Origin of the sequence: Haliscomenobacter sp. (genome assembly GCF_040403615.1) — a bacterium.
Taxonomy (GTDB): domain Bacteria; phylum Bacteroidota; class Bacteroidia; order Chitinophagales; family Saprospiraceae; genus Haliscomenobacter.
The window spans coordinates 1-22408 of sequence record NZ_JBBAKG010000002.1 but is presented as its reverse complement, the minus strand read 5'-3'; the positions used below and the strand labels follow the sequence as shown (position 1 = coordinate 22408).

20 protein-coding genes are annotated in these 22408 nt (G+C 44.7%); 6 read left to right on the top strand and 14 right to left on the bottom strand.

Annotation, left to right across the window (positions count from 1 at the left end):
* Positions 1 to 71: 71 nt before the first annotated feature.
* Positions 72 to 755: a response regulator transcription factor gene (locus tag ABW391_RS01100; protein WP_353479964.1), complete on the top strand. Its 684-nt coding sequence runs from the start codon at positions 72 to 74 to the stop codon at positions 753 to 755.
* Between the two features lie 79 nt (positions 756 to 834).
* Complete coding sequence (locus ABW391_RS01095; protein WP_353479963.1) at positions 835 to 1569, top strand: NUDIX hydrolase; 735 nt, start codon at positions 835 to 837, stop codon at positions 1567 to 1569.
* Between the two features lie 7 nt (positions 1570 to 1576).
* Here ABW391_RS01095 and ABW391_RS01090 read toward each other — a convergent pair whose 3' ends face one another.
* Positions 1577 to 2407 carry a hypothetical protein gene (locus ABW391_RS01090; RefSeq protein WP_353479962.1) on the bottom strand — a complete coding sequence of 277 codons (831 nt, stop codon included), beginning with the start codon at positions 2405 to 2407 and terminating at the stop codon, positions 1577 to 1579.
* A gap of 337 nt (positions 2408 to 2744) precedes the next feature.
* Between ABW391_RS01090 and ABW391_RS01085 the strand changes: the two genes are divergently transcribed.
* Positions 2745 to 4418 (top strand): Ig-like domain-containing protein, encoded by a 1674-nt coding sequence (locus ABW391_RS01085; RefSeq protein WP_353479961.1) that lies wholly within the window; start codon positions 2745 to 2747, stop codon positions 4416 to 4418.
* Positions 4419 to 4513: 95 nt separating this feature from the next.
* Here ABW391_RS01085 and ABW391_RS01080 read toward each other — a convergent pair whose 3' ends face one another.
* The 6 genes from ABW391_RS01080 to kdsA all read right to left on the bottom strand — a co-directional run bounded on the left by ABW391_RS01080 (position 4514) and on the right by kdsA (position 9229).
* Positions 4514 to 4663 carry a hypothetical protein gene (locus tag ABW391_RS01080; RefSeq protein ID WP_013766911.1) on the bottom strand — a complete coding sequence of 50 codons (150 nt, stop codon included), beginning with the start codon at positions 4661 to 4663 and terminating at the stop codon, positions 4514 to 4516.
* 217 nt (positions 4664 to 4880) lie between these two features.
* On the bottom strand, positions 4881 to 5648 hold the full coding sequence (locus ABW391_RS01075; protein ID WP_353479960.1) for a LytR/AlgR family response regulator transcription factor: 768 nt from the start codon (positions 5646 to 5648) through the stop codon (positions 4881 to 4883).
* Between the two features lie 121 nt (positions 5649 to 5769).
* Positions 5770 to 6189 (bottom strand): DoxX family protein, encoded by a 420-nt coding sequence (locus ABW391_RS01070; RefSeq protein WP_353479959.1) that lies wholly within the window; start codon positions 6187 to 6189, stop codon positions 5770 to 5772.
* Positions 6190 to 6337: 148 nt separating this feature from the next.
* The gene (locus tag ABW391_RS01065) at positions 6338 to 7906 is read right to left on the bottom strand and encodes an NAD(P)/FAD-dependent oxidoreductase (protein ID WP_502916309.1); all 1569 of its coding nucleotides are present in this window, start codon (positions 7904 to 7906) and stop codon (positions 6338 to 6340) included.
* 71 nt (positions 7907 to 7977) lie between these two features.
* Complete coding sequence (locus tag ABW391_RS01060; RefSeq protein WP_353479957.1) at positions 7978 to 8406, bottom strand: hypothetical protein; 429 nt, start codon at positions 8404 to 8406, stop codon at positions 7978 to 7980.
* Positions 8407 to 8416: 10 nt separating this feature from the next.
* Positions 8417 to 9229 (bottom strand): 3-deoxy-8-phosphooctulonate synthase, encoded by an 813-nt coding sequence (gene kdsA, locus ABW391_RS01055; protein ID WP_353479956.1) that lies wholly within the window; start codon positions 9227 to 9229, stop codon positions 8417 to 8419.
* 96 nt (positions 9230 to 9325) lie between these two features.
* Here kdsA and ABW391_RS01050 point away from each other — a divergent pair, with 96 nt between their 5' ends.
* Both ABW391_RS01050 and lepB read left to right on the top strand, forming a co-directional pair.
* Positions 9326 to 10552, top strand: a complete 1227-nt coding sequence (locus tag ABW391_RS01050; RefSeq protein ID WP_353479955.1) for a metallophosphoesterase — start codon at positions 9326 to 9328, stop codon at positions 10550 to 10552.
* A 260-nt stretch (positions 10553 to 10812) separates the two neighbouring features.
* Positions 10813 to 12408 (top strand): signal peptidase I, encoded by a 1596-nt coding sequence (gene lepB, locus ABW391_RS01045; RefSeq protein WP_353479954.1) that lies wholly within the window; start codon positions 10813 to 10815, stop codon positions 12406 to 12408.
* A gap of 78 nt (positions 12409 to 12486) precedes the next feature.
* On the opposite strand, the gene ABW391_RS01040 is transcribed toward lepB, so the two are convergent.
* Together ABW391_RS01040 and ABW391_RS01035 are read right to left on the bottom strand one after the other, a co-directional pair.
* Complete coding sequence (locus ABW391_RS01040; protein ID WP_353479953.1) at positions 12487 to 13878, bottom strand: aminopeptidase P family N-terminal domain-containing protein; 1392 nt, start codon at positions 13876 to 13878, stop codon at positions 12487 to 12489.
* A gap of 120 nt (positions 13879 to 13998) precedes the next feature.
* Positions 13999 to 15558: a T9SS type A sorting domain-containing protein gene (locus ABW391_RS01035; RefSeq protein ID WP_353479952.1), complete on the bottom strand. Its 1560-nt coding sequence runs from the start codon at positions 15556 to 15558 to the stop codon at positions 13999 to 14001.
* Between the two features lie 45 nt (positions 15559 to 15603).
* Here ABW391_RS01035 and ABW391_RS01030 point away from each other — a divergent pair, with 45 nt between their 5' ends.
* The gene (locus ABW391_RS01030; RefSeq protein WP_353480064.1) at positions 15604 to 16071 is read left to right on the top strand and encodes an ISAs1 family transposase; all 468 of its coding nucleotides are present in this window, start codon (positions 15604 to 15606) and stop codon (positions 16069 to 16071) included.
* 45 nt (positions 16072 to 16116) lie between these two features.
* On the opposite strand, the gene ABW391_RS01025 is transcribed toward ABW391_RS01030, so the two are convergent.
* The 5 genes from ABW391_RS01025 to ABW391_RS01005 all read right to left on the bottom strand — a co-directional run bounded on the left by ABW391_RS01025 (position 16117) and on the right by ABW391_RS01005 (position 22162).
* Entirely contained in the window at positions 16117 to 16710 is a 594-nt protein-coding gene (locus ABW391_RS01025; RefSeq protein WP_353479951.1) for a hypothetical protein, read from the bottom strand.
* Positions 16711 to 16977: 267 nt separating this feature from the next.
* Positions 16978 to 18363, bottom strand: a complete 1386-nt coding sequence (locus ABW391_RS01020) for a sialate O-acetylesterase (RefSeq protein ID WP_353479950.1) — start codon at positions 18361 to 18363, stop codon at positions 16978 to 16980.
* A 136-nt stretch (positions 18364 to 18499) separates the two neighbouring features.
* Complete coding sequence (locus ABW391_RS01015; protein ID WP_353479949.1) at positions 18500 to 21229, bottom strand: glycosyl hydrolase; 2730 nt, start codon at positions 21227 to 21229, stop codon at positions 18500 to 18502.
* A 169-nt stretch (positions 21230 to 21398) separates the two neighbouring features.
* Positions 21399 to 21929, bottom strand: a complete 531-nt coding sequence (locus ABW391_RS01010; protein ID WP_353479948.1) for a hypothetical protein — start codon at positions 21927 to 21929, stop codon at positions 21399 to 21401.
* A 2-nt stretch (positions 21930 to 21931) separates the two neighbouring features.
* Positions 21932 to 22162: a hypothetical protein gene (locus ABW391_RS01005; RefSeq protein ID WP_353479947.1), complete on the bottom strand. Its 231-nt coding sequence runs from the start codon at positions 22160 to 22162 to the stop codon at positions 21932 to 21934.
* Positions 22163 to 22408 lie beyond the last annotated feature (246 nt).

Below are 22408 nucleotides of genomic sequence, written 5' to 3'. Positions count from 1 at the left end.
AAAAATAAATATATTAGCTATAATTTTTGTAGTCTTGGTGTCCATTTCAATGCATTCAAAATTGATACAGCATGATGCGTATTTTGCTTGTTGAAGACGAAGAGAACATCCGCGATGTAGTCAAACTCAACCTGGAACTGGAAAACTTCGAGGTGGTGGCTACCAGTAATGGCAAAGATGCAATCCGCTATTTTCATGAACAACATTTTGATTTGATCATCCTTGATGTAATGTTGCCGGAAATTGATGGATTCCAGATTTGCGAGCAGATTCGTCTGACTGACATGGAAGTACCTGTCATTTTTCTCACCGCCAAAGAGGCAGTTGGAGATCGCATTTCAGGGCTAAAAAAAGGTGCTGATGATTACCTTACCAAGCCATTTGTGCTGGAAGAGCTTTTGCTGCGGATCAACAACCTCATCAAACGCACCAGCAAATCTCCGGAAAATACGCCCGAAATTTTTGACTTCGGCCCTAACCGCATCAACTTTATCACTTTTGAAGCAGACGGCATTTTGGGCAAATTTGTGTTGACCAAAAAAGAGGCCATGCTGCTTAAATTGTTGATCGACCGTCGCAATGAAGTGGTTTCAAGGCAGCAAATACTTCAATCGGTTTGGGGATATGATGTATACCCCAGTACCCGCACCATTGATAATTTTATCTTAAAATTCCGGCGCAACTTTGAGGGGGACTCCAAAAATCCTCGCCATTTTCATTCCATCCGCGGTGTTGGGTACAAGTTTGCAACTTAATCCCCTTCTTTATTTGGTTTTCATAGGTAGAGTTTATAATTTGTTCTGCCAAACAGGAATGCTACAATTACTGCGACAAATGGCGACAAATTTTGACAATTATTTCAAATCTGCCTTCACTGTAGACAACGTTATTTTTGGCTTCGATGAAGGAGATTTGAAGGTGTTACTGATCAAACGTGGAGAAGAACCACACTTTGGAGAATGGGCTTTGCCTGGATATTTTGTAAAGACCGATGAAGACCTCGATTCTGCTGCTCAAAGGGTTTTATCTGAATTGACTGGTCTGAGCAAAGTGTATTTGGAGCAGGTTCATACATTTGGTTCGGTTAATCGACATGCTTTTGGTCGGGTCATCACCATTTCCTACTTTTCGCTGATCAAAATTGCCAATTACACCATTCAACCCTCTTCCATAGCCCTGCAAACCCAATGGCACACCGTTAGCGATTTGCAACTCCATGCATTTGACCACGACACCATCTTGACAGCTTGTTTGCAACGATTAAAATGGCTGGTCAAAACACGACCGGTTGGATTTGAGCTTTTGCCGCCAAAATTTACACTCACCGAATTACAGCATTTGTATGAGGCCATCCTCCGTTGCCCGCTGGATAAACGCAACTTCCGCAAAAAAATCCTGAGCATGAATTTATTGGTAGATTGTGGTGAAACCCAGGAAGGAGTGGCACATCGCCCTGCAAAATTGTACAAATTCGACCGCAAGCGCTACAACAGATTGGTGGAACAAGGATTCAATTTTGAACTCAAAGAAACACCCATCAAAAAAAAAGTTCAGGAGGCCAGCCTATAGAGCAGGTCTAAAATTCTTTGCCTAGGGTATTGCGCAGGTGAATCAAAATGGATTTTCCGTACCGATCCCGGTAGGACTTGAGCACGTTTTCCAAATCTTTATCGTTGGCTTGAAAACGCCGCAGAATTGGACGGATTGGACGATCCGTCACCACTTTTTGCAATTCAATTGATTCATTGTCCAGAATGTTGAAATAACCATAATAGCCTTTAGAGAGTCCGGCATCCTGGCTGATTTTGTTCAAATCTACTAAAAATTGCTCGACAATTGGGGACGCGGTCAGCTCATAGTCAATGTATCCCCAGATGGTGTTGTCGGGTATTCTGTACAAGATGTTTTGGTTAATCTTAAATCCAATTGGAGCAGGCATGTAAAAGTAATAGCTGCCGTTATTGACAACCAAACGTCCAGTACTCGGCACAATTTGACCCAATTTTATGGTGAGGTTATACGTTCCATTGGTAAGGATGCCAAGATCAAGATTTGATTTTGCCGGACCAAAACCACGTTCACAAGTAATGGGAATGAGGGGTTTGCCCAAATTGATTTCGAAGTTGCTGCCAAAACGGTTTACTGCGTTTTCGATGTTGTAGTTGAGGCAATCTTCACTTTTGATGGTACTCGCCCGAATCTGAAAAGTTCGCACACTATTGTCAAGTGATTCCCAAAGATCGAGTTCGTATTCCTTGGCAACCGTAGTATCCAGGATTGGTGCTTCTGTTTTATCCGTTTGACACGCATGCCAAAGCAACACTACACTTAAAAGTGAAAGGTATCTTAGTATGATGCAAAATCGGGAAGTTAATTTTTCTGCGTTACTTAATAATCGAGCGAACATAAAAATAGATTTTGGGTTATCAGCGACCAATGTTTTGAGAACGGATGCCGGGATCGAATAGCTGCCTACTGACAAAGATACGTTACTCTTTGCGTTTACCCTAAAACACATTCGTTTTTTTTAAATGCATTCACTTTAACCCTGCGAGGCTGCCCATTGCCGTCATTTTTCCTACTTTTTCTTTCATACTAATTATTCCAGTATTTAAGGTTTTAATTTTCTGTTGTAAATTGCGTCATAAATTTATGACAAAGAACACATGGAAAAAGGAAAACGCATGGAATCAATTATGGCTGCATGCCTTTTCCTGAAGAAGTTTAAACCAAAAACCTGTTTTATGCACACCAAAAATTTCAGTGCCCTGTTCCCAGCACTATTATGCGTTTTTTTATGTCACGGTCAAAATGCTGCACCCACTGTTTCGATAACTGCACCGGTAAAGGGGGCAATTTTTCAGCAAGGGCAATCCATTACCCTCACTGCTACGGCCAATGATACCGATGGTAGTATCGACAAAGTAGAATTCTTTGAAAATGGGGTAAAGGTGGGAGAAGTTACCGATGCTCCTTTTGCTTATGAATTGGGATTTACCCCCCCTGGCACTTATGATTACACGGCTAAGGCATACGATAACAAAGGCAGTACTGCGGTTTCAGCGGCAGTAAAGGTTATTGTAAATGCGCCGCCTTTTGCTTTCTTGACTTCTCCAGCCAACAACAGTATCTTGCAAAGCAATGGCAATCTCATCTTATTGGCTAGAGTGGGTGATACAGATGATGCCGTTAGTAAAGTGGTGTTTTTGCAGAATGGAGAAAAGATTGGCGAAGACAGCTCGGCTCCTTATTCTTTATCGGTGAGCAATCTTCAACCCGGGCCCTACTTCTTTGCAGTACAAGCCTTTGATACCAGAGGAGGCTCAAGCGTATCTATACCCGTTGCAGTATTGGTCAACGCAGTTCCAATACTGTCCATCTCCGGGCCTGCCAATGGAAGTACTTTCCCAATTAATGCAACGCTCAACTTCACCGTGAATGCAACCGATCCAGATGGTACGGTGAAAAAAGTAGATTTTTACATCAACAACGCCAAAGTAGGCACAGATAGCATTGCGCCCTATGAGTACGTATACACCAGTAGTTTTTTTGGGAATTATTCCTTTATTGCGCGTGCTACCGACGACCTTGGGGGGATCGCAACCTCTTCTACTTTGAATTTTGTGGTCAATGCTGCTCCGTTTGTGTTCTTTTCCAGCCCTACCTCTGGGGCAAAGTTTACTCCCGGCAATGTACTCACTTTGCAAGCCAATGCAAGTGATGTAGATGGCAACATTAGCAAAGTCGAATTCTGGCAAAACGGAGTAAAACTTGGTGAAGACCTAACTTCGCCTTATACGTTTATAATCAATAGCCTTAATTCAGGTGGTTACATTTACGCAGCTAAGGCATTTGATAATTTTGGTGCATCAAGTACCTCTCAACCCGTAGCTGTAATTGTCAATGCCCCTCCAACTTTATCGTTTACCAGTCCATCCAAAGATACCACGGTTAAACAGACTACCCCCCTGAACATAAAATTGAATGCCGCAGATCCTGATGGGGAAATCATCAATATCGCTTTGTACGTGGATGATGTAAAAGTGGGAGAAGGTGTACAAACACCCTTTGGGCTCACCTTAAATAATTTAGCACTGGGTGTTCACAAGCTCAAGGCAATTGCCATTGATGACATTGGAGATACAAAGGAGACCAAAATAATTACGATAACCGTAACCAAAACGACTTCTTTGCGCGAGATCCATTTCCAGGAAATTCAACTTTTCCCCAATCCGGTTCGGGAGAGGCTTTATTTGCAGGGATTACAAGAATCCAACCGCATTCGCATATACGATTCGGTTGGAAGAATGGTGCTTGAAACGTACACCCGCTCCGAGGTTTCGGTTGAAGGCTTAGCAGTAGGAAGATATTGGATCGTTACCCAGGACGGGCATCGAGCGTCTTTTGTAAAACAATAAAAATCAACTACAAATAAAAATAAGAAACCTCCTGAAGACAATCGTCTCCAGGAGGCTTTTTCGTTGTAAGAACAGCGTTCGGACTCACGAAACGACTACTGTGGAATAATTCCTCCACAGCCATTGTTCCAGTTTTTCCCATCCTTTTTACCGCCAGTGATCTTTTTCATGTCTTCCTTCTTGACGGTTTTCAAGTCTTTTTTCAGGTCGTCCAGGTTCTTTTTTTCATCTTTTGGCTTTCCCATATGAGTGCGTTTTATGGGATAAAAAATTGCTTAAATCGGTTCCTATTGCGAAAGTTAAGAACACTACCCCAAAGTACCAAGTAATGAACGTCAAAATGTCTCAAAGTTGTACACAACAGCAAGACAAAACCATGTATGCAAGTTACTAACCCTGCCGAATTTAAGATTTACGGAGATCATGAAGTCACATCGATGGAAAAAATTCCATTCTGGGGCTTCATTGCACCGGGCCCTCCTGTAGTTTACGCAATTGCTCCATAAACGCAGGTCGACGGCGGCGTGAGACTTCGATTTTTATGTTGTCATCCATAATTACGAATCCTCCTTCTCCTTTCACAAACTTGCGCATGTAATTCAAATTAATCACATGTCGCTTGTGAACCCTGTAGAAATTGAAGGGAGCCAGCAAATCTTCGTAAGATTTGATTGTGCGGGAAGCGGTTATTCGTTCTCCGCCATTGAGGTAGATGTGGGTATAATTGTCTTCAGCCTCGAAGCGTACAATGTCTTTAATATTGACAAAGTAGATGCCATCGACGGCAGAAATGCTCATTTTTGAAAAAGCATTGGGGTTGTTGTAGTAAGCGCTAAAAATTTCTAGACGCTTATCCATCTGGTTTTTACTCCGGATGCGAATCCTGCTTACTGCTTCTTTAAGCGCGTCAGGATCAATCGGCTTCAAGATATAACCAATTGAGCTATATTCGCAAGCTTTTATGGCATATTCTTCGTAAGCTGTTACAAAGATAATCTCAAAATCTAAATTTTCCAACTGACTAAGCATTTGAAAAATTAATCCGTCGGGTAAACTGATGTCCAAAAATGCAACATCAGGCTCGATGCTCTCATCGGAAAGCAATGCAAGTGCTTCAGAATTGGTACCTGCTTCTCCAATTATTTCAACCTGCTCGCAATGTTGTTTAAGCAAGTTTTTGAGATTATTCCTTCCTTTAATCTCGTCTTCTACAATTATTGCCTTGATCACGTTTGTCGCTTTTAATAGAGGTAAATTTCCTGAATGAACAAATGAAATCCAACCGGATAAAGGTAAAGATATGCAAAACACAAAAAAATTTACATATATTAAAAATATAAATTTCTTTGCTTTATGCGTTGCGAACCCTAAAAGTAGCAAATAATCTTCGAATGCTGTATTTACCACTCCCATTTACGAGCACAGATAGCAATCCTCCAACGATGGCAATGTTTTTCATAAAATGGATGGACTCCATTCTGCGCATATCTGGAGGGTCGTTCCAAAAGGAATGTACAATGAACGTGACCGGAATCCAGTAGGCCAGCAGTAAAAAGGCACCCAGGCTGGATCGGTATCCAATTAGCACCAAAATGCTTCCCAGCACCAAAGCGACCACTGCACCATAAAACAGCAAGTCTTGACGCCACAGCAAGCCATATTCTGTCATGGTTTCCTTCGTAGCCTTTGCATAAGCAATGGAATCGTAGGCCTCGTAGAAAAAAATTAGCGAAATACACATTCGACCAATAAGGTCCGTGATGGCTTTCATGTCTACAATTTGGTAAGTAATTTGGTGATGCAAGATACTACCCTTATTGGGTTATGGCATCAATCTACAGGAAAATATTTAATCGCAAGGATCTTCAAAAAAATAACCGTTTTCCTTTCGAATTAAGGGGCGATAAAAAAATAAATGATCATTTTGCCACATTACTAAGATAGTTTTTGATGGCTTTGGCAACATTTTGTCCATCCATTGCTGCCGAAATAATTCCTCCTGCATACCCTGCTCCCTCCCCGCTGGGGAAAAGTCCTTCCATGCCATCATGCATATAAGTTTGGGCATTGCGCGGAATCCGCACGGGTGCACTGGTGCGGCTTTCGGTACCAACGACGTTGGCTTCTTCCGTATAATAGCCCTTCATCTTTCGGCCAAAATCAACCACTCCTTTTTTCAAGCGATCGTAAATCGAAGCAGGCAACAACTCTTGCAATGGCGCTGAAATCAATCCGGGGATGTAAGAGGTTCCTGGCAAACTAGCCGAAAGTTTGCCTTTCACAAAATCGGTCAAACGCTGTGCAGGTGCTTTTTGTGTCCCATCTCCGAATTTGAACATGGCTTGTTCCACTGCGCGCTGAAACTCCAGTCCGGCAAATACGCCATGTGCTTGAAAAGGCAGCAGGTCTTCCAGTTCAACAGCTACCACGGTTCCAGAATTGGCATAAGGGGAATCCCGCTTCGACATGGACATGCCGTTGACTACAATTTCTCCAGGAGCAGTTGCCGCTGGGACGACCAAGCCTCCAGGGCACATGCAAAAGGAAAATACCCCTCTACCTGCTACCTGCGTCACCAGTTTGTAACTGGCCGCAGGAAGGTGTTCGCCTCGATCCGGCAAATGGTATTGAATGCGGTCAATCAAGCCTTGGGAATGCTCAATGCGCACTCCCAGCGCAAAAGGCTTGGCTTCAATCGCAATATTGTGTCGATGCAAGAGGTAATAGATGTCACGCGCCGAATGCCCCGTGGCCAGCACCACTGCTTCGCCTCGGTGCTCAATGGCTTCATTGACCACCACCCCAATCATGCGTTGATTCTGCACGATGAAATCGGTGACATAGCTTTCAAAATGCACTTCACCTCCGTAGTATTCAATCGTAGCCCGAATATTGGAAACGATGTTGGGAAGCTTGTTTGATCCAATGTGTGGATGGGCATCAATCAGGATTTCGGAAGATGCGCCGTGTTCCACCAACAACTGCATGGCTTTGTCAATGGTGCCGCGTTTGTGGGAACGGGTATACAGTTTGCCATCAGAGTAGGTTCCAGCCCCCCCTTCGCCAAAACAATAATTGGAATGGGGATCTACCAGCCCAAATTGTTGAATGGCGCGTAAATCACGCCTTCTGGCTCGCACATCCTTGCCACGGTCCAACACTATGGGTTTGATCCCTTGTTCAATCAATTCCAATGCAGCAAAATACCCTGCGGGTCCTGCTCCAACAATAACTACTACTGGCCGATCGGCCACCGACTTGAATTGGGGCAGAATAGCCGGTTCGGCCTGGTAGGATTCTCCAGTATACACTGCAACTTTTAACAAATAAAGAGGCTGGCTACTACGAGCATCCACGGAACGGCGCAGCACGCGCAATTCTTGAATTTGGTCTTCCCGCAACTGCAATTTCCCGGCAACCTTACTGCGAATTATTGCTTCATCTTTCGCTTCTGCCGGTAGTAGTTTTATATCGATTTCGTGCAACATGACTTTAATTCTCTTGATCTTCCCGTCGGGGCGACCCTTGCGGTCGCCCGGGACACCCGCGAGGAGTGTCCCTACGGATGTTTTTTTCGTTTCCATTCCCCTTTTTGCCCCTGTTCAAAATCATCTGGAATGAAAATATTGACGCTGACCTCTTCTGGAATTTCTCCGCTGGTCAGTGTATTTAGGATACCTCGGTTGCGCAAATCAAATTTAAGGTGCATTCGATCCATCGATTTGACGGGATCTAAGCGGTAGCGGCCTTTTTCGATTAAGCCCTTGAGTATACTATCGGTGCTGTGGTCTTTATGGTTGATGGTGATTTCCAACATAATTGAATTGCTTGGCCAGCTCTGTATCTTTAAAGAGTCATAAAATTCGCAAGTAATGACCTGAATCGAATCCGACAACTCAATCACCTCATGAATGGTACGTTTAATCTGAGCATTGACTAAAAGTGGTAATGCAAAAAGTAAACAGGCTAACAAAGACTTCTTCAACATGTTGTAAGTTTTATAAAATGGCTGCACGGATTTTCACCAACTTTTCCAACATTGGTTCCAGGCGTTCCAAGGGCAACATATTTGCTGCATCGGATTTGGCCTCCATGGGTCGAGGATGCGTTTCGATAAACAAGCCATCAACGCCAACCGCAATAGCCGCTTTAGCTACCGTTTCGATGAGTGCAGGCCTGCCGCCCGTAACGCCGCTGGCTTGGTTGGGTTGTTGTAGTGAGTGAGTACAATCCAAAACGACGGGTACTCCGAAAGATTGCATCACTGGAAGCCCCCGATAGTCAATCACCAAATCCTGATACCCAAAAGTAACCCCACGCTCGGTCAGGATGATTTTGTCATTACCTGATTGTTGGATTTTATCCACGGCATACTTCATGGCTTCAGGGCTCATGAACTGGCCTTTCTTTACATTCACTACTTTTCCGGTGTCTGCAGCAGCAACTAAAAGACTGGTTTGTCGGCACAAAAAAGCAGGAATTTGGAGCACATCTACGTATTTTGCAGCGTGTGCGGCTTCCTCGTCGGTATGAATGTCGGTGGTAACTGGAATGTCGTAGTGTTGGCTTATTTTCAGAAGTATCTCCAATGCTTGTTCGTCGCCAATTCCCGTAAAAGAATCGAGGCGCGAACGATTGGCTTTGCGGTATGATCCCTTAAAGATATAAGGAATTTCGAATTGCGTGCAGATGCGGTGCACCTTTTCTGCGATTTCAAAAGCGACTTCTTCACCTTCAATAGCGCAAGGGCCTGCAATCAGGAAGAAATTACCGCTTTGCAAATGCTTAAGTTTGGGTATTTTGTCCAGCATAATTGATTTGTGGTCTAAGAAATCACAAATTTACGTTTTAAATTAATCCCTTTGTTGAATTGCGGTGTTAAACGAATGTTTATCAATTGAATCAAAATGCGATTTACCATTTTTATCCTGGTTTTACTGGCCATTGATTTTTATAGCTTTCAAGCGATCCGGTTATTGGCTCAAGATTGGTCGCCCTTGACCAAAAACATCATCTATGGCCTATTCTGGTCGCTGACAGCCTTTACGCTGTTTTACCTTTTGGCACATTCCTGGGGTTGGGCCGATGGCTGGAGCAAAAACATGGAGACCTATTCCCGAACCTTTGTTTTCATCATTTATATTTCCAAGTTTTTGATCGTTCCCCTTTTGCTCATCGATGACCTGCGTCGTTTGTTCACTTTTGCAGTGCAGAAATACAATGGGGAAACCAATTTCGACATCGGTCGTTCCAAGTTTTTGAGTAAAATGGGACTTGTCCTGGGAGCGATTCCGTTTTTCACCCTGACCTATGGCATTGTTCGTAATCCCTACCGCTATCGGGTATTTCAACAGTCAATCGGGATCAAGGGGCTTTCGCCCAAATTGGTGGGGCTAAAAATTGTGCAAATTTCGGATATTCACTCAGGCAGCTTTACCTTCAAAGAACCGGTAAAAAATGCGATCGAGATGATCAATGCCCAAAAGGCTGATCTGGTTTTTTTTACGGGTGATCTGGTCAATGACCATGCCGAGGAGATGACTGACTTTATGGATGTTTTTGACAAAATCGAAGCCAAATACGGGGTTTATTCGGTATTGGGCAACCACGATTACGGCGATTACCACCACTGGGACAGCGACGAGGCCAAAGAGGCCAACCTGGACAAATTAAAAGGCATACACAAGAAATTGGGTTGGAATTTGCTGCTAAATGAACACCGGATTCTCGAAATCAACGATGAAAAAATAGCAGTCATTGGCGTTGAAAACTATTCGGCCTTGCCTCAATTTCCTAAAAAAGGCCGCCTGGCCGATGCCCATCAAGGATCGGATGGCGTCAATGTAAAATTGCTGCTTTCGCATGATCCTTCGCACTGGGATTTTCAAATTGTTCCAGAATTCAAAGACATTAATGTTACTTTTTCTGGCCACACCCATGGTTTTCAATTTGGTATAGAAATTCCAGGTTGGATCAAATGGAGTCCGGCTCAATTCATGTACAAACAATGGGCAGGGCTTTACCAGCAAGGAGAGCAGTTTTTATACGTGAACCGAGGTTTGGGATTCCTGGGCTATCCTGGCAGAGTGGGCATCTTACCCGAAGTCACGGTGATTGAATTGCAATCTGCTTAAGCAGTGGGGCAAAAATAAGTGTTCCATTTTCTTGGAGCCAAAGGATTAGATAAGAAACTTGAAATGCACCGTTTACTCATCTAATCCTTTGGCAAAATGAAACACTAATTTTTTTATTGCCCCGAATAATTATCCACCATTGTAATTTTGAATTAGGCGACGCAACTAACCTTGAAAGCCTTATATTTGGGCGTTCTGGAAAAACGCAGGCTTGTCGCTACAAGTCTGGCATCCAAAATCATTCACAAACCTTGGAGAGCATGATCTGGTTTTTCGTATTGAGTTACGTACTGTTGAGCGTTAGTTTGTACTTCATTTTCCAAAAATGCGGCGAAGCGGGATGGAAAGGATTGGTACCCGTTTACAATTTCCTGGTATGGGCCAAACTGGTTGGTCGCAAACCCATTCACGCCTTTTTTCTTTTGATTCCACTGGTCAATATCTTCATCTATGCGGGTTTGGCGGTTGACCTGGCGCGTTCATTTGGCAAATTGAAGTTTTACCACAGTGCCTTGGCTGTGTTGTTTGCCCCCTTTTACTTCTTGTATTTGGGCACCAACAAGCAGGACAAATACGAAGGGCCAATTCTTCCCAAGGAAAGGTCGTACCGCCAAAAGTTGCATGAATCCCGCACCAACGAGCGACAGCATAAAAAATTAATCGCTGAAAATCCTTACCAAAAATCAGGCATTCGCGAATGGGCCGAGGCCATTATTTTTGCCGTTTTTGCGGCAGCGTTCATCCGCATGTTTTTGATTGAAGCGTATGTAATTCCTACTTCTTCAATGGAGGGTTCGATGATGGTGGGCGACTTTTTGTTTGTGAGCAAGCCCAGCTACGGCTTACGGATGCCCCAAACCGTGGCGATGATTCCATTGCTGCACAACCGTATTCCAGTCATCAACAAGGAATCATACCTGGAAAATCCCAAGCTTCCTTACAATCGCCTCAAAGCTTTGGAAAACATTGACCACAATGATCCGGTGGTTTTCAATTACCCTGAAGGAGATAGTGTCTATATTTTCCCGAAAAGAACCTGGAGTATTTATGATTCCCGCAGAGGCAGCATACCCCCACCATTCAGTACCATGATCATGACGGGGCAATCCTCTTTGATTTCGCGTCCGATGGACAAAATGGACCATTACATCAAGCGTTGCATTGGTTTGGCTGGTGATTCACTCCAAATTCGCAACCGCCAGGTGTACATCAATGGCAAACCTGCACCCAATCCGCAATTCTTGCAATACATGTACCAGGTATACAATCCTTCTGGTGCAGGAATCAACAGTCAGCAATTCAGTGATTGGGGCATTTCGGAAGAAGACCAATTGCAAGGTGTTGGCGGAGGAAGCGCAAGTATGATGCTGATCCTGAACAATGACCAAAAAGCCAAACTCAAAACGATGGACAAAAACATCGTGGTAGAGCACATCGATATGAGCCGCACTCAAAGCCGTCTTTTCCCTTACGATACTGCTCATTTTAAGGGCTGGGATTTGGACAATTATGGCCCAATCTACATTCCCAAAAAAGGAGCAACTATTGCACTCAATCCTGAAAGCATTGCCGTGTACCGCCGGGTAATCGGCAAATATGAAGGCAATAAATTCGAGGAGAGGAATGGCAAATTTTACGTCAATGGCAAGGAAGCCACCAAATACACCTTCAAGCAGAACTACTACTGGATGATGGGCGACAACCGCCACAACTCCGAAGATTCTCGCTATTGGGGCTTTGTACCCGAAGATCACGTAGTGGGCAAACCGCTCTTGATCTGGTTCTCCCTTAAAGAAGGCAGCTTATCTAAAGGCATCAACTGGCGACGGATTTTTATGCCGGCAGGAAATAAATAAACTGATTTTTTTTAAAAAAAACGGCTGTCATTGTAAAGTGACAGCCGTTTTTTTATTTGAAGAAATTGAGGCGGTGGTTTATTTTGTCACTTGTAGCACCAACTGAGGACTCAGCATATACGGCGGCAAATACGCCGGAATATTGCTAAAAGGCAGCACTTCCGGTTTCAATTTAATCCCGATAACCTTTTCCATAAACTGTCTGCGTGCTTGAATTCTTTGCCACATTTCTGGAAATTGCTGTTCGATTTCAGCCCTTAGAGCCTCGTCCGCCAGGGCAATTCCATCTTCAATATTGCTGGTGTGGTACGCTGTTCCAGTACCCGGGATCACATCTACTTGCATGGCCATCCCCGATTTGAATTTCAATTCCGATCCTTTGAATACGGGGGAATGCACCCATTCATCGAGGTGGATAAAATGTCCAGGATTGAGTTTTACCCCAAAGAAAGGATCGCCAATTTCGCCATGAATGATGTCGTACAATTCTCCCGCAGCCACGCCAATGCCAATGCGTTCGTACCATTTGACGATGGCGCGAAAGTAAGGAATGGCCAGTTTCTGTAGGTAATCCTGAACATCAGCAGGCAACTCCGTTTCGTCACGCACCAGCCACCCCGCCCGGGCATTCAAGGCGCCCCATAGGCACATGCACATGGTGAAAGGCTCCCCAACTTTAAGAGTGTTCATGGATGGACTGGGTAGGCCATACGCTGCACGTGGCCCATTGGTCAGCATGGTATGCGCTCCCAGCGGAAACCCGTTGAGTTGCATCAAAGTAGCAGCTTCCAGTTCGGTCATGCCAGGTTGCATGTTGAACAGCACATTTTTCAAACCCGTTGAAGTGTAGCAGGCTGCAAATTCAAACATCGCCAATTGCCCTGCCTCGTTGAGTATGCGCAGTCCATCATCAGGATTCATAAACAGCGCGTTGGCATTGCGAACCTGGCGGTAGTTGCCACTGATTTTGCGCAGCGCATCGATGAGGTAAGAAGGAGTCTCAAATTGATACTCTGGTTCGGAAAACTCGGATGGAATAAAATACTTCCAACCTGCTACGCCAATATTGCTTGCTGCGGTAATTCCTGCGGCCTGAAAAGCATCATGCAAGGAAACGCCCGACAAGCGGTCTTGCCCCATTAGACTCAGGGATTGAAACAAAATCCGTTGCACCGGCAGGGGGGCCAATTCGGCGTAGCCCCAGCCTTCGTTGCCCAGCAAAAGATGTGGAATCCCAGTCTTACCTACAATAAGCAGACTTTCTTCAAAACGCGGATCATAGCCACAGAGGTAAGTTGTGTTGGCATTGTGCTCACGGTCACCGTATACGACGACGACATCCAAGCCTTCGGCTTGCATCTTTTGTCGCAATTTTTCGATGCGTCGTTCGTAGATGTTTTGACTCAGAATGGGTTCGGCAGTAGGCATGCCGAAATTGGGCAATTCAACAGTGGATAGCTGGATGTTCATTGGCAGTTGGTTGAACTGCCAAAATAATAGATAAGGTGGGATTTATTAAAATTTTATGCGAAATTATAGAATGGGCAGAGACACGATGCATTCGCGTCTCTGCCCAGATGTATCGCGTCTCTACATTTTAATCAGGGTTGCAGACCCGTATCCATTTTGCGTACGCAAACGCAAAAAATAGGTTCCATTGGACAAATCGGCTACATTCAATACTTGTCTGTTTAGGCCAGTGGCCGTGGCCTGATTGCTTGCCAGACTGCGTACCCAGCGTCCTTGCTCATCAAAAACGTCCAACCAGATCGATTCCGCTTCGGGCAAGGTAAAAGAAATTTGTGCTTCCTCCCGAACCGGGTTGGGAGCAACTGTTAAGGCCAATTTTTTCAGTAATACATTCTTGCTATCCGTTATTTCATCGGGAGCGAGTACCAATTTTTCATCTCCAGCTTGATAGGTCGTGAAGGTAAAGTACACCAGCATCATTTCATCAGTGGTAGCCTCCCCTACCCTCACTTCTTTGGGGGGCGTATTGGGGTTTTCGAAGTTGTTCTCGGTGTTGTCGTACATGGCCTCACCATACAATACAGTACCGTTGGGAACCACCATAGCCTTGTTGAACAGGTAAAACCCCTGCCAATGAAAATCCCAATCATTGATTCGGATTACTTTGATGGTATCTTTTTTGGGGGTAACTCCCCAAACTTTGATGGACTGACCCAACAAGTGCATGTGGGGTGCTACTGCAATAACCGTTACCTGGGCGGGTATTCTGAACTGAGCATTGATTTTCTTGATCTGGTTGGCCGGAATTACCAATGGGCCGTTTGTCAGTGAAGTTGAATGGTTTAGGATGGGCAATGTCAGCAATCGCCGCATGGGGCCGTCTTCCAATTTAGCAATAAAACGCGTCTTGTCTTTTTGTCCGCTTGAATTTGGCGCGTAGTGAACCTGGAGAATGACAATGGCGTTTTTGTTCAGCAATTGCCCCATTCCTTTGGGATAAAAAGTGGGTAGACTTCCCGGTACCCAAGTACCAATTTGCACAGCCGTATTAGAACCCACGCCTCCAAACCCGGAATAACCAGGCCCAGGATCACGAGCGTCCAAAGTGAGCGACGTTTTAGCCGTATCTGCATAAACCAGCACGTGGTGGACAATGCTGGCGTTGCCAGGTACGCATTCAAATGCCGTAATAAATTTGTCGATATTGACCCCGCTGGCCAAGGGAAAACAGCGGTAAACATCTTTATCACTTGAGACAGTATATTCTGGAATTTGTAAGCTCAATTGCGGAGTAACAATGGCTGCTGCATTGCTGTATACGGGTGGAGTTGGCGCATCTTTGGGATTCCCGTAAGAGGCGGCTCCACCGACCCACTCTTCGATCAGGTGGATTTCATCGGCGCTCATGCGGCGCTCGTAAGCAAAATGACTGTAGGCCGGATCGGGTGGCCAGGGGGGCATCGTGCCTTTTTTGATCGAACTCAGAATGGAGTAGCGGTTGAAATAAGCATCATCGTACGAAAGCAAAGGAAATGGAGCCAGTCCGCCCTGGTTGTGGCAGGAGGTGCAATGCTTGAAAAGAATGGGGGCAATGTCTTTGGCCCAAACTGGGCTGTGCGCTTCAACGAAGCCCATCAATCCAAAGCACAGCAATATCAAAACGGGTAATTTATTTTTCATGATCTTGATTTAGGATATAGACGTCCCCAAATTACAAAGGTTTAAATACTAAATCAACGGTTTGGGTCAAAAGGATCTAAAACACGAAGCAGGCAATCCAGCCCCATTGAACAAATTCGGAGTAGCAGTGTCAAAATCATTCGGGCAAAGTGGCCAGGTTTAAACACCCTTATTGAGATTGAAAGTGAGCACTTCATCCAAAGTACAGAGCAATACTCGGTAGAGTTTCGCTATTATTTGGGCAGCAAAGTGCAAAGCGCAGCCCAGTGCAATGAACAAGTGAAACAGCATTTGGCTATTAAAAATCAGAGCCATTGGACGATGGATGTTACCTTTGGGGAAGATCAGAGCCGAAAGAGAAAAAATAATGCTCCTCAGAATTTCGGGCTCATCCGCCGAATGGCGCTCAACCTACTCAAAACAAATGGTGACAAAACTAAAGTCAGCATCAATCGTAGAATGAACCGAGGTGCATTGTCGGACAAGTATAGGGAAAATACCCTCCGATTTTAATGCGTTTGCCCTGGGTCTTATCTTTGAAGGGATTGAGGATCAAGTCTAATTAATTTTCATTTCGAATAACTCAACGCTGGGCTTTGTTCGGTCTATCGCAATAAGCCGGCTTCGATTGCTTCTTTTTTCCCCCATGACATTAAATTGAAGATTGGTCTTGGATTCCAGCACAATATAGCCACTGCCATTTAAGACATAGAGTTGTATAAAAATCCCTTTTAGAAATGGCACTTTTAATTGAGGATGAAGTTTTAAAAAGCTAGAAGATGTTGTTTCAATGTTCAGCTCAGTGTTCAATGTTTTATCTTTGTAGTAAAGGGTTATTGAATCTTGATCAGATTTCAAATCATAGGCCAGCACTTCTTTAAATTGATCTGGCTTGATAATGGGGTACTCCAGGTATTTTTTTTTCCATTTACTGTAGATGAAGTGTTGATTTTTCCCAATAAAATACCAAGATGTTGAAGCGTCTAGCCACTTGGATAAATCAATTCTAATGGAATCACCTCGAATGTAAACGTAATGGGTATCAACCTTGGAACCGTATTCAATCCAGTAGGTTAGTTTGCCTTCAAATGATTGGCCAGACAGCATGGAAATGTTCAGTGAAAAGCCAAAAACAAGCAGAAAGAATTTCATAGTTGATAAATTTTATTAATTACCAGATCATTATAGCTACGCATTAGCGATTCACAAAATTTGGCGAAGTGCAAATGTAATTGCTCCTGAATTATGGCATTTGGCAAATTGCTGATTGATATGCAGCTTCATTCGTTGCTGTTTCTACACTCGTTCCAGGAGTATGAATGGAATCATTGTAGGCGATAATATCCCGCAACTGACAAGTCGTAAATGGAAAATTAAAAGATTTAGCCTGAAAAGTGGGTTATAAATCAACGGTTTGGGTCAAAAGGATAGAAAACACGAAGCAGGCAATCCAGCCCCATTGAACAAATTAGGAGTGGCGGTATTGCTCCAGGCAAAACGCAGCGACGCCGGTTTTTTAACTTTTTCAGCTTGCACTTCTATGGTGTTATCTGGGTTGATTTTGGCTTCAGCAGGATAAAAAACACCGTCCTCGCCCGCAATTTCAAAATGAGTGAGTTTTGACCCCTTGAAATTCAAGCCATTGGCGTTGTCAAAAAATACCGTGATGTGATTGCCTTCAACCCGACTCTCCTTGTACAAAGGCCCAGAAACCTGGTCCTGATTCATTTTATAGTGCTGATTCAGAGCCAGGTCGGCCAGGCGCAAGCCCACATCCAACTTGTTGCGGGGATGAATGTCGCTGGTATCCCCTATGTCACTGGTCACCACCATCCCGGTTTGTGGCACATCCAGCGTGCGGCGTTGGGCATCGCGCAATTCTGCTCCTTCCATGGGCTTGCCATACCGGTATGGGGCGATTTGGCAGTAATAAAAAGGAAAATCATTGCCCCATTTTTTGCGCCAGCTACTGATCAAGGCAGTCATGGTTGCTTTGTAGGCATAAGCAGTACCTACATTGGATTCTCCCTGGTACCATAAAGCTCCCGCAATTTTGAATTGGGTGAGTGGCTCGATCATGGCATTGTAAATGCGGGCAATCTCAACGGGTCCCCAGGGAACAGGGGTCAATTTTTGGGCCGCTTCGGTAATCAGCCCATTGCCTTCAAATGCCTCTGCGGGCATCCAGGATTCAGCCGGAGTACCACCCCAACTGGAATTGATCACCCCAATGGGAACATTCAAACTCGATTGAATTTTGCGGGCAAAGAAATAGCCGATCGCGCTGAAGTTCTGCATGCTGCTCGGCGTACATTCCACCCACTTTCCGGCCAGGTCAATTTGGGGGCTCAAAGCGGTGCGGTGTTCAACCGAAAAGAAGCGGATATTGGGAAAATTGGCTTGCTTGATCTCCTCATCTTTGTTGGTGATGGGGCTATTGGCCGACCATTCCATATTGGATTGACCTGAACAGATCCAGACTTCACCTACCAAGACGTTCTTGAGTACAACTTCATTGTAGCCCTTGATGCTGATGGAGTAAGGGGTCATACTGCCTATTGGCGTTTTGATCAACAATGACCAAGTACCCTGATTGGTAGCTTTAACCTTTTGCACGGTATTCCAGCCCGTCGTAATGGTGATTTCTTCGCCGGGTTTTGCCCAGCCCCAAAAACTCAGCTCCGAGTTTTGTTGCAAAACCATATTGTCAGACAACACTGCGGGCAGGGATACATTTGCTTTGACGGTTTGAATCAGACCTAAAGTGCAAAAGAAAAAAAAGCCTTTGATTAATTGCTGAAACATGTGCGATCGATGTTTTTTGTTTGATGCGCTAAAGATGAAAAATTTGTTGGAGTTCAGCAACTTGGAAGGCGTTTTTCCGCAAGGTTTTCCGTTGTGGGCTCTTGGTATTGAGGTGAATAAAATAGATTTTCGCTTTTTATCTACTTTGCAAAATCAGTTTCACCGGATCCAACAATCCCGAAGGCGCCAACTCCCAATTCGCCGCATCAAAAGGCTTGTATCGAATATCCACAATGTTGATGTCGTAGAATTTTTTCCAGGGCACACCTTGCCGATCTAAATACCGCACCCGGTTGGCCGAAAGGTTGGTCACTTCGATGCTCAGTTCATTTTCCTTTTGCAGGATGCCTTTGGGCACATCCAGCACAAAAGGCAAGCACCATACCGCACCCAAATCCTGGCCATTCAACCTTACCTTTGCCATTTCGCGCAAATCACCGAGGTCGATCCGTGCGATTTGTCCCACCTGTGCATCTGGCAAAGGAAATTGTACCGTATAACGCGCAGTACCGCTGAAAAAGCGGGCGGTCGTATCGGGAGCCAAAGTCCAGGATTCCAACACCTGACTGCGGTAGGCTTGGGGTAAAAATGGTTTTCCGCTTAAAAACTCAATTTGCCAGGGGCCTTGAAGTTCAATCGGGTATGCAGCAACAAATGGTTTCGCCCATTCATTCAAGGCTTCTGCGTTGTCCAATGCTTCAATAAAAATGCTTTCTCCCGGCGCCAATTGCAGATTCATTTCAACCAATTGTGGCTCCAAAACTTTGAAGCTTTGCATGCCTTCCCGATCGTGCAGTGGGTCATAAAACTTCAGCGTTTTGGGATTGACCGCCAGCGTAATATTGCCTTGTTTAAACCGACCGGATAAGTTGCTGATGAAATACAGGATGCCTTTGGTCGTTTTTTTGCGGATAAAATGCAAACCTTTCTCTGCCAGAATTTCTCGCCTGACCCCACTTTTTAAAAGTGTTGATTGCCAATCGCGGGGCATGGTGGGTTGAAAATTGGCCAATAATGCCTGAAATTTCTTTTGCCGCTCGGCAAAACCTTGCCAACCATTCACTGATCGAGGAAGTTTGGTATCGAAGGTAAGCGCAGCCCCCTCCTGCTTCAAGCGCAGCAATGCTTCCAGAGTGGCCAATGGCAGGTATTCACATACTGGGATAACCAGCGACTTGTACCGCGCACCGCCGCTGCTCACGATGGTGCCATTTTCTACCCGCAAGCCCTGAATCTGACGATCGGAGATGAAATCAAAAGCGTAGCCTTGGGCAGTCAACAATGCAGCCATCTTTCCAAATGGCGTTTCTTTGACCTCGTGTACCATCGAATGCACTTCCATCGGATGGGTTTTGCCTTTGCGGCCTGCCGTATGCCAAACGTCATAAATCGGGAAATACAGCAACACATCATTGTCGGGTTTGGCGGCTTGCAAGCGTTTTTGGCAGCGCTCGATGTAGGCATTCAAGTAAGGCAAAAAAGACCAGAAGTGGCTTTGTTGGTTGAAATTGGTGGAGGCATAAAACAACCAACCCGGAAATTCCGCGCCCGGAGGGGAATACGGTACGCCATGGTAAAAAATATGGTTTACTCCCGAAACCAGACATTCATCCACAATGGGTTTGACTTGTGCCAAAGAGACTTTGAAGTGGTTGCCCAGCCAGGTAGCCGTTTCACAAGATACCAGTTTACGTCCCGCTACATGTGCCGCTGAAGACGCCCATTTGACCACAAATGCATCGGGCTGCCCAAAACGCTTCACTTCATAGTCTGGATCAACCCGGTACCCCGGGATGCCGTAGGGTTTGCTTCCAAAGAATTCGGTTTCCGGCGCATCTGTTGCCGCATACAGGTCGAGCAAATTGGCGGGGGCGCCATGGGCTTCATCCCGCAAGATTTTGCCGTATTGGTGAGTGAAATTGGCCAAGGGTTTGGTGAAATCTTCCAAGAGAACATCTGAAAGCGTTTCGTGGTAATCCGCCCAAACCCGTTTTTCCAAGTCGGTAATGGCCGTATCCCGTGCCAGCACATCAAGGTGCGTAGCCAAATCGTAGCCCCGCAATTGTTGAAAACGGGGGAAGAAAGTACCCGTCCAGTTGGCACCATATACTTCGTAGGAATCGTTGTAAAAAGCCCGCACGCCGTAGTTTTTTTTGGTAAAAACACTGGCAAAGGTTTGCAAATAGGTTTTTACTGCACCCGCATTGAAATGATCCAGCACCCAGCCTTCAGCACCCGGCGCAGCGCGTTTTACTTTTTGTCCGGTCGGCATTTGGTACAGTGCATAGAGCTTGCTGTCTTGTGCGTGTTGCCAGGAGATTCCTTTGCTCAGATCGAGTTTTTGGAGAAAACCTTGACTGGAAAATGCCGAAACCGCCATCAATTGAGCCCCTTTCCATTTTTCGGGAACAGCAGGCAATGCGGTAATTTTCTCAGCTCCTTTGACCTCAATGCTTTGAATCTGAAAAGCCTGTGCGGCATCCGTCGCTTTAACTTGCGAGCCGCCATAAGGCCAGCCTGTACCCAGGGTCATGTCTATTCCCAAACCAAGTTTCTTGGCCTCAATGCAGGTATAATCCAGCATTTCGAGCCATTGAGGACTCAGATAAGTCACAAAATTGGCCTCCTCGCCTTTCACCCCGTAGATTGGAATGATGTGCATCCCCCCGAAGCCCGCGGCAGAAAAGTCTTCAAGGTTTTTGCGAATGTCGGCTTTGTTGACGGCGCTGCCCATCCACCACCAGTATGCCCAGGGCTTGGCTGTGTTGGGTTGTCCCAAAAGAAAAAAAGGAATAAGCATCAACAGAAAAAGCTGGATGCAGCGCATTTTCCTCAAATGCCCGCGAAAGGTTGGTGTTTTGAACATGCGGTGTAGGTGTTTTCATTTACAGTTTGTTCCACAAAGAGCCTTAGTATGACGCAAAAAATTACTTCCCGATTTTTAAAAAGGCTTTTGAATAGGAAGCTCACTTGAAATGAACCGTTCGACTTCCTATTCAAAACCCAAAATCGGGAAGTTAATTTTTCTGCGTTATTTAGGAAGAAGCTTGTAATTTAAGCAGGTCTTTAAGCACTCTTGTTGCTTCGTTTTGTGAGGCTTTAATATCAGAAATTTCTTTCAGTACACTATCAAAACGATCATTGGTATGTTGTGCCAACCCTTTGAGGTATTCCGCGGCAAAAAGAGAATAAACCTCTTCTTGGTAATACGATTTTTCAGCTGGAAGGTAATCTTGGGGAAGTTTTTCTATGGCTACAACTTGAAACTTGTTGGGAATGAGTTCTGCATCTATATCCATTAAAAAACAATATGGTTTTCCTAAAACAAGAGCTCTAAGTGTGGAAGATTTATTAAAAAATGCATTCAATTCCTTAGTTGAGCAAGGCAAAATCATCCATCGGTTGCACACATTGTCCTGATCTACCCATTTGTAAATATAGTGATTCTCAGAATTTTCCTGGTCTACAAACAGACTTAACAAGGGCCCTTCATGTTCCAAAAGGTCACCTAATTTTTGAGGAACAAACCCCAGATTAGAGATTTCAACACCTTGAACCTGCTCCATTCCTACAGCTTTTTTATTACCTTGAATTTATCCCTGTAAGAAGCCGAAATTGATGAATGGTGCGAAAAATGACCCAATCGTTCAGATTCTCCATTTGTTCCATCTTCTTCATCAATAACTCCCTCAGCAATTTGAGTTCCTAAAGTTCTGGAAATTTTGCCTCCAATTATTCCTTGTAACTCATCATACCGCTGTAAGGCTCCATCTAAATTATCAAACAAAGATAAGGCCATTCCTTTACACTTGTCAATATCTTCGAAATTAAGAAATCGAGGTGGGTTTCGATGATATTGTGGTAGGAAATTTCTTTCATCTTCTATTTCTTCAAACACCCAACGGTATACTGGGTCAATTTTTTTGGTTAGGTAGTCAGTTGGTGGACAAGGAACCGTTAATTGTTTGTGTTCGTTTTGGTATTTGAATTGTAACTATTTAGCAGCCGCCTGCGGCGACTGCTAAAAATGAAAAAAGAAATTATC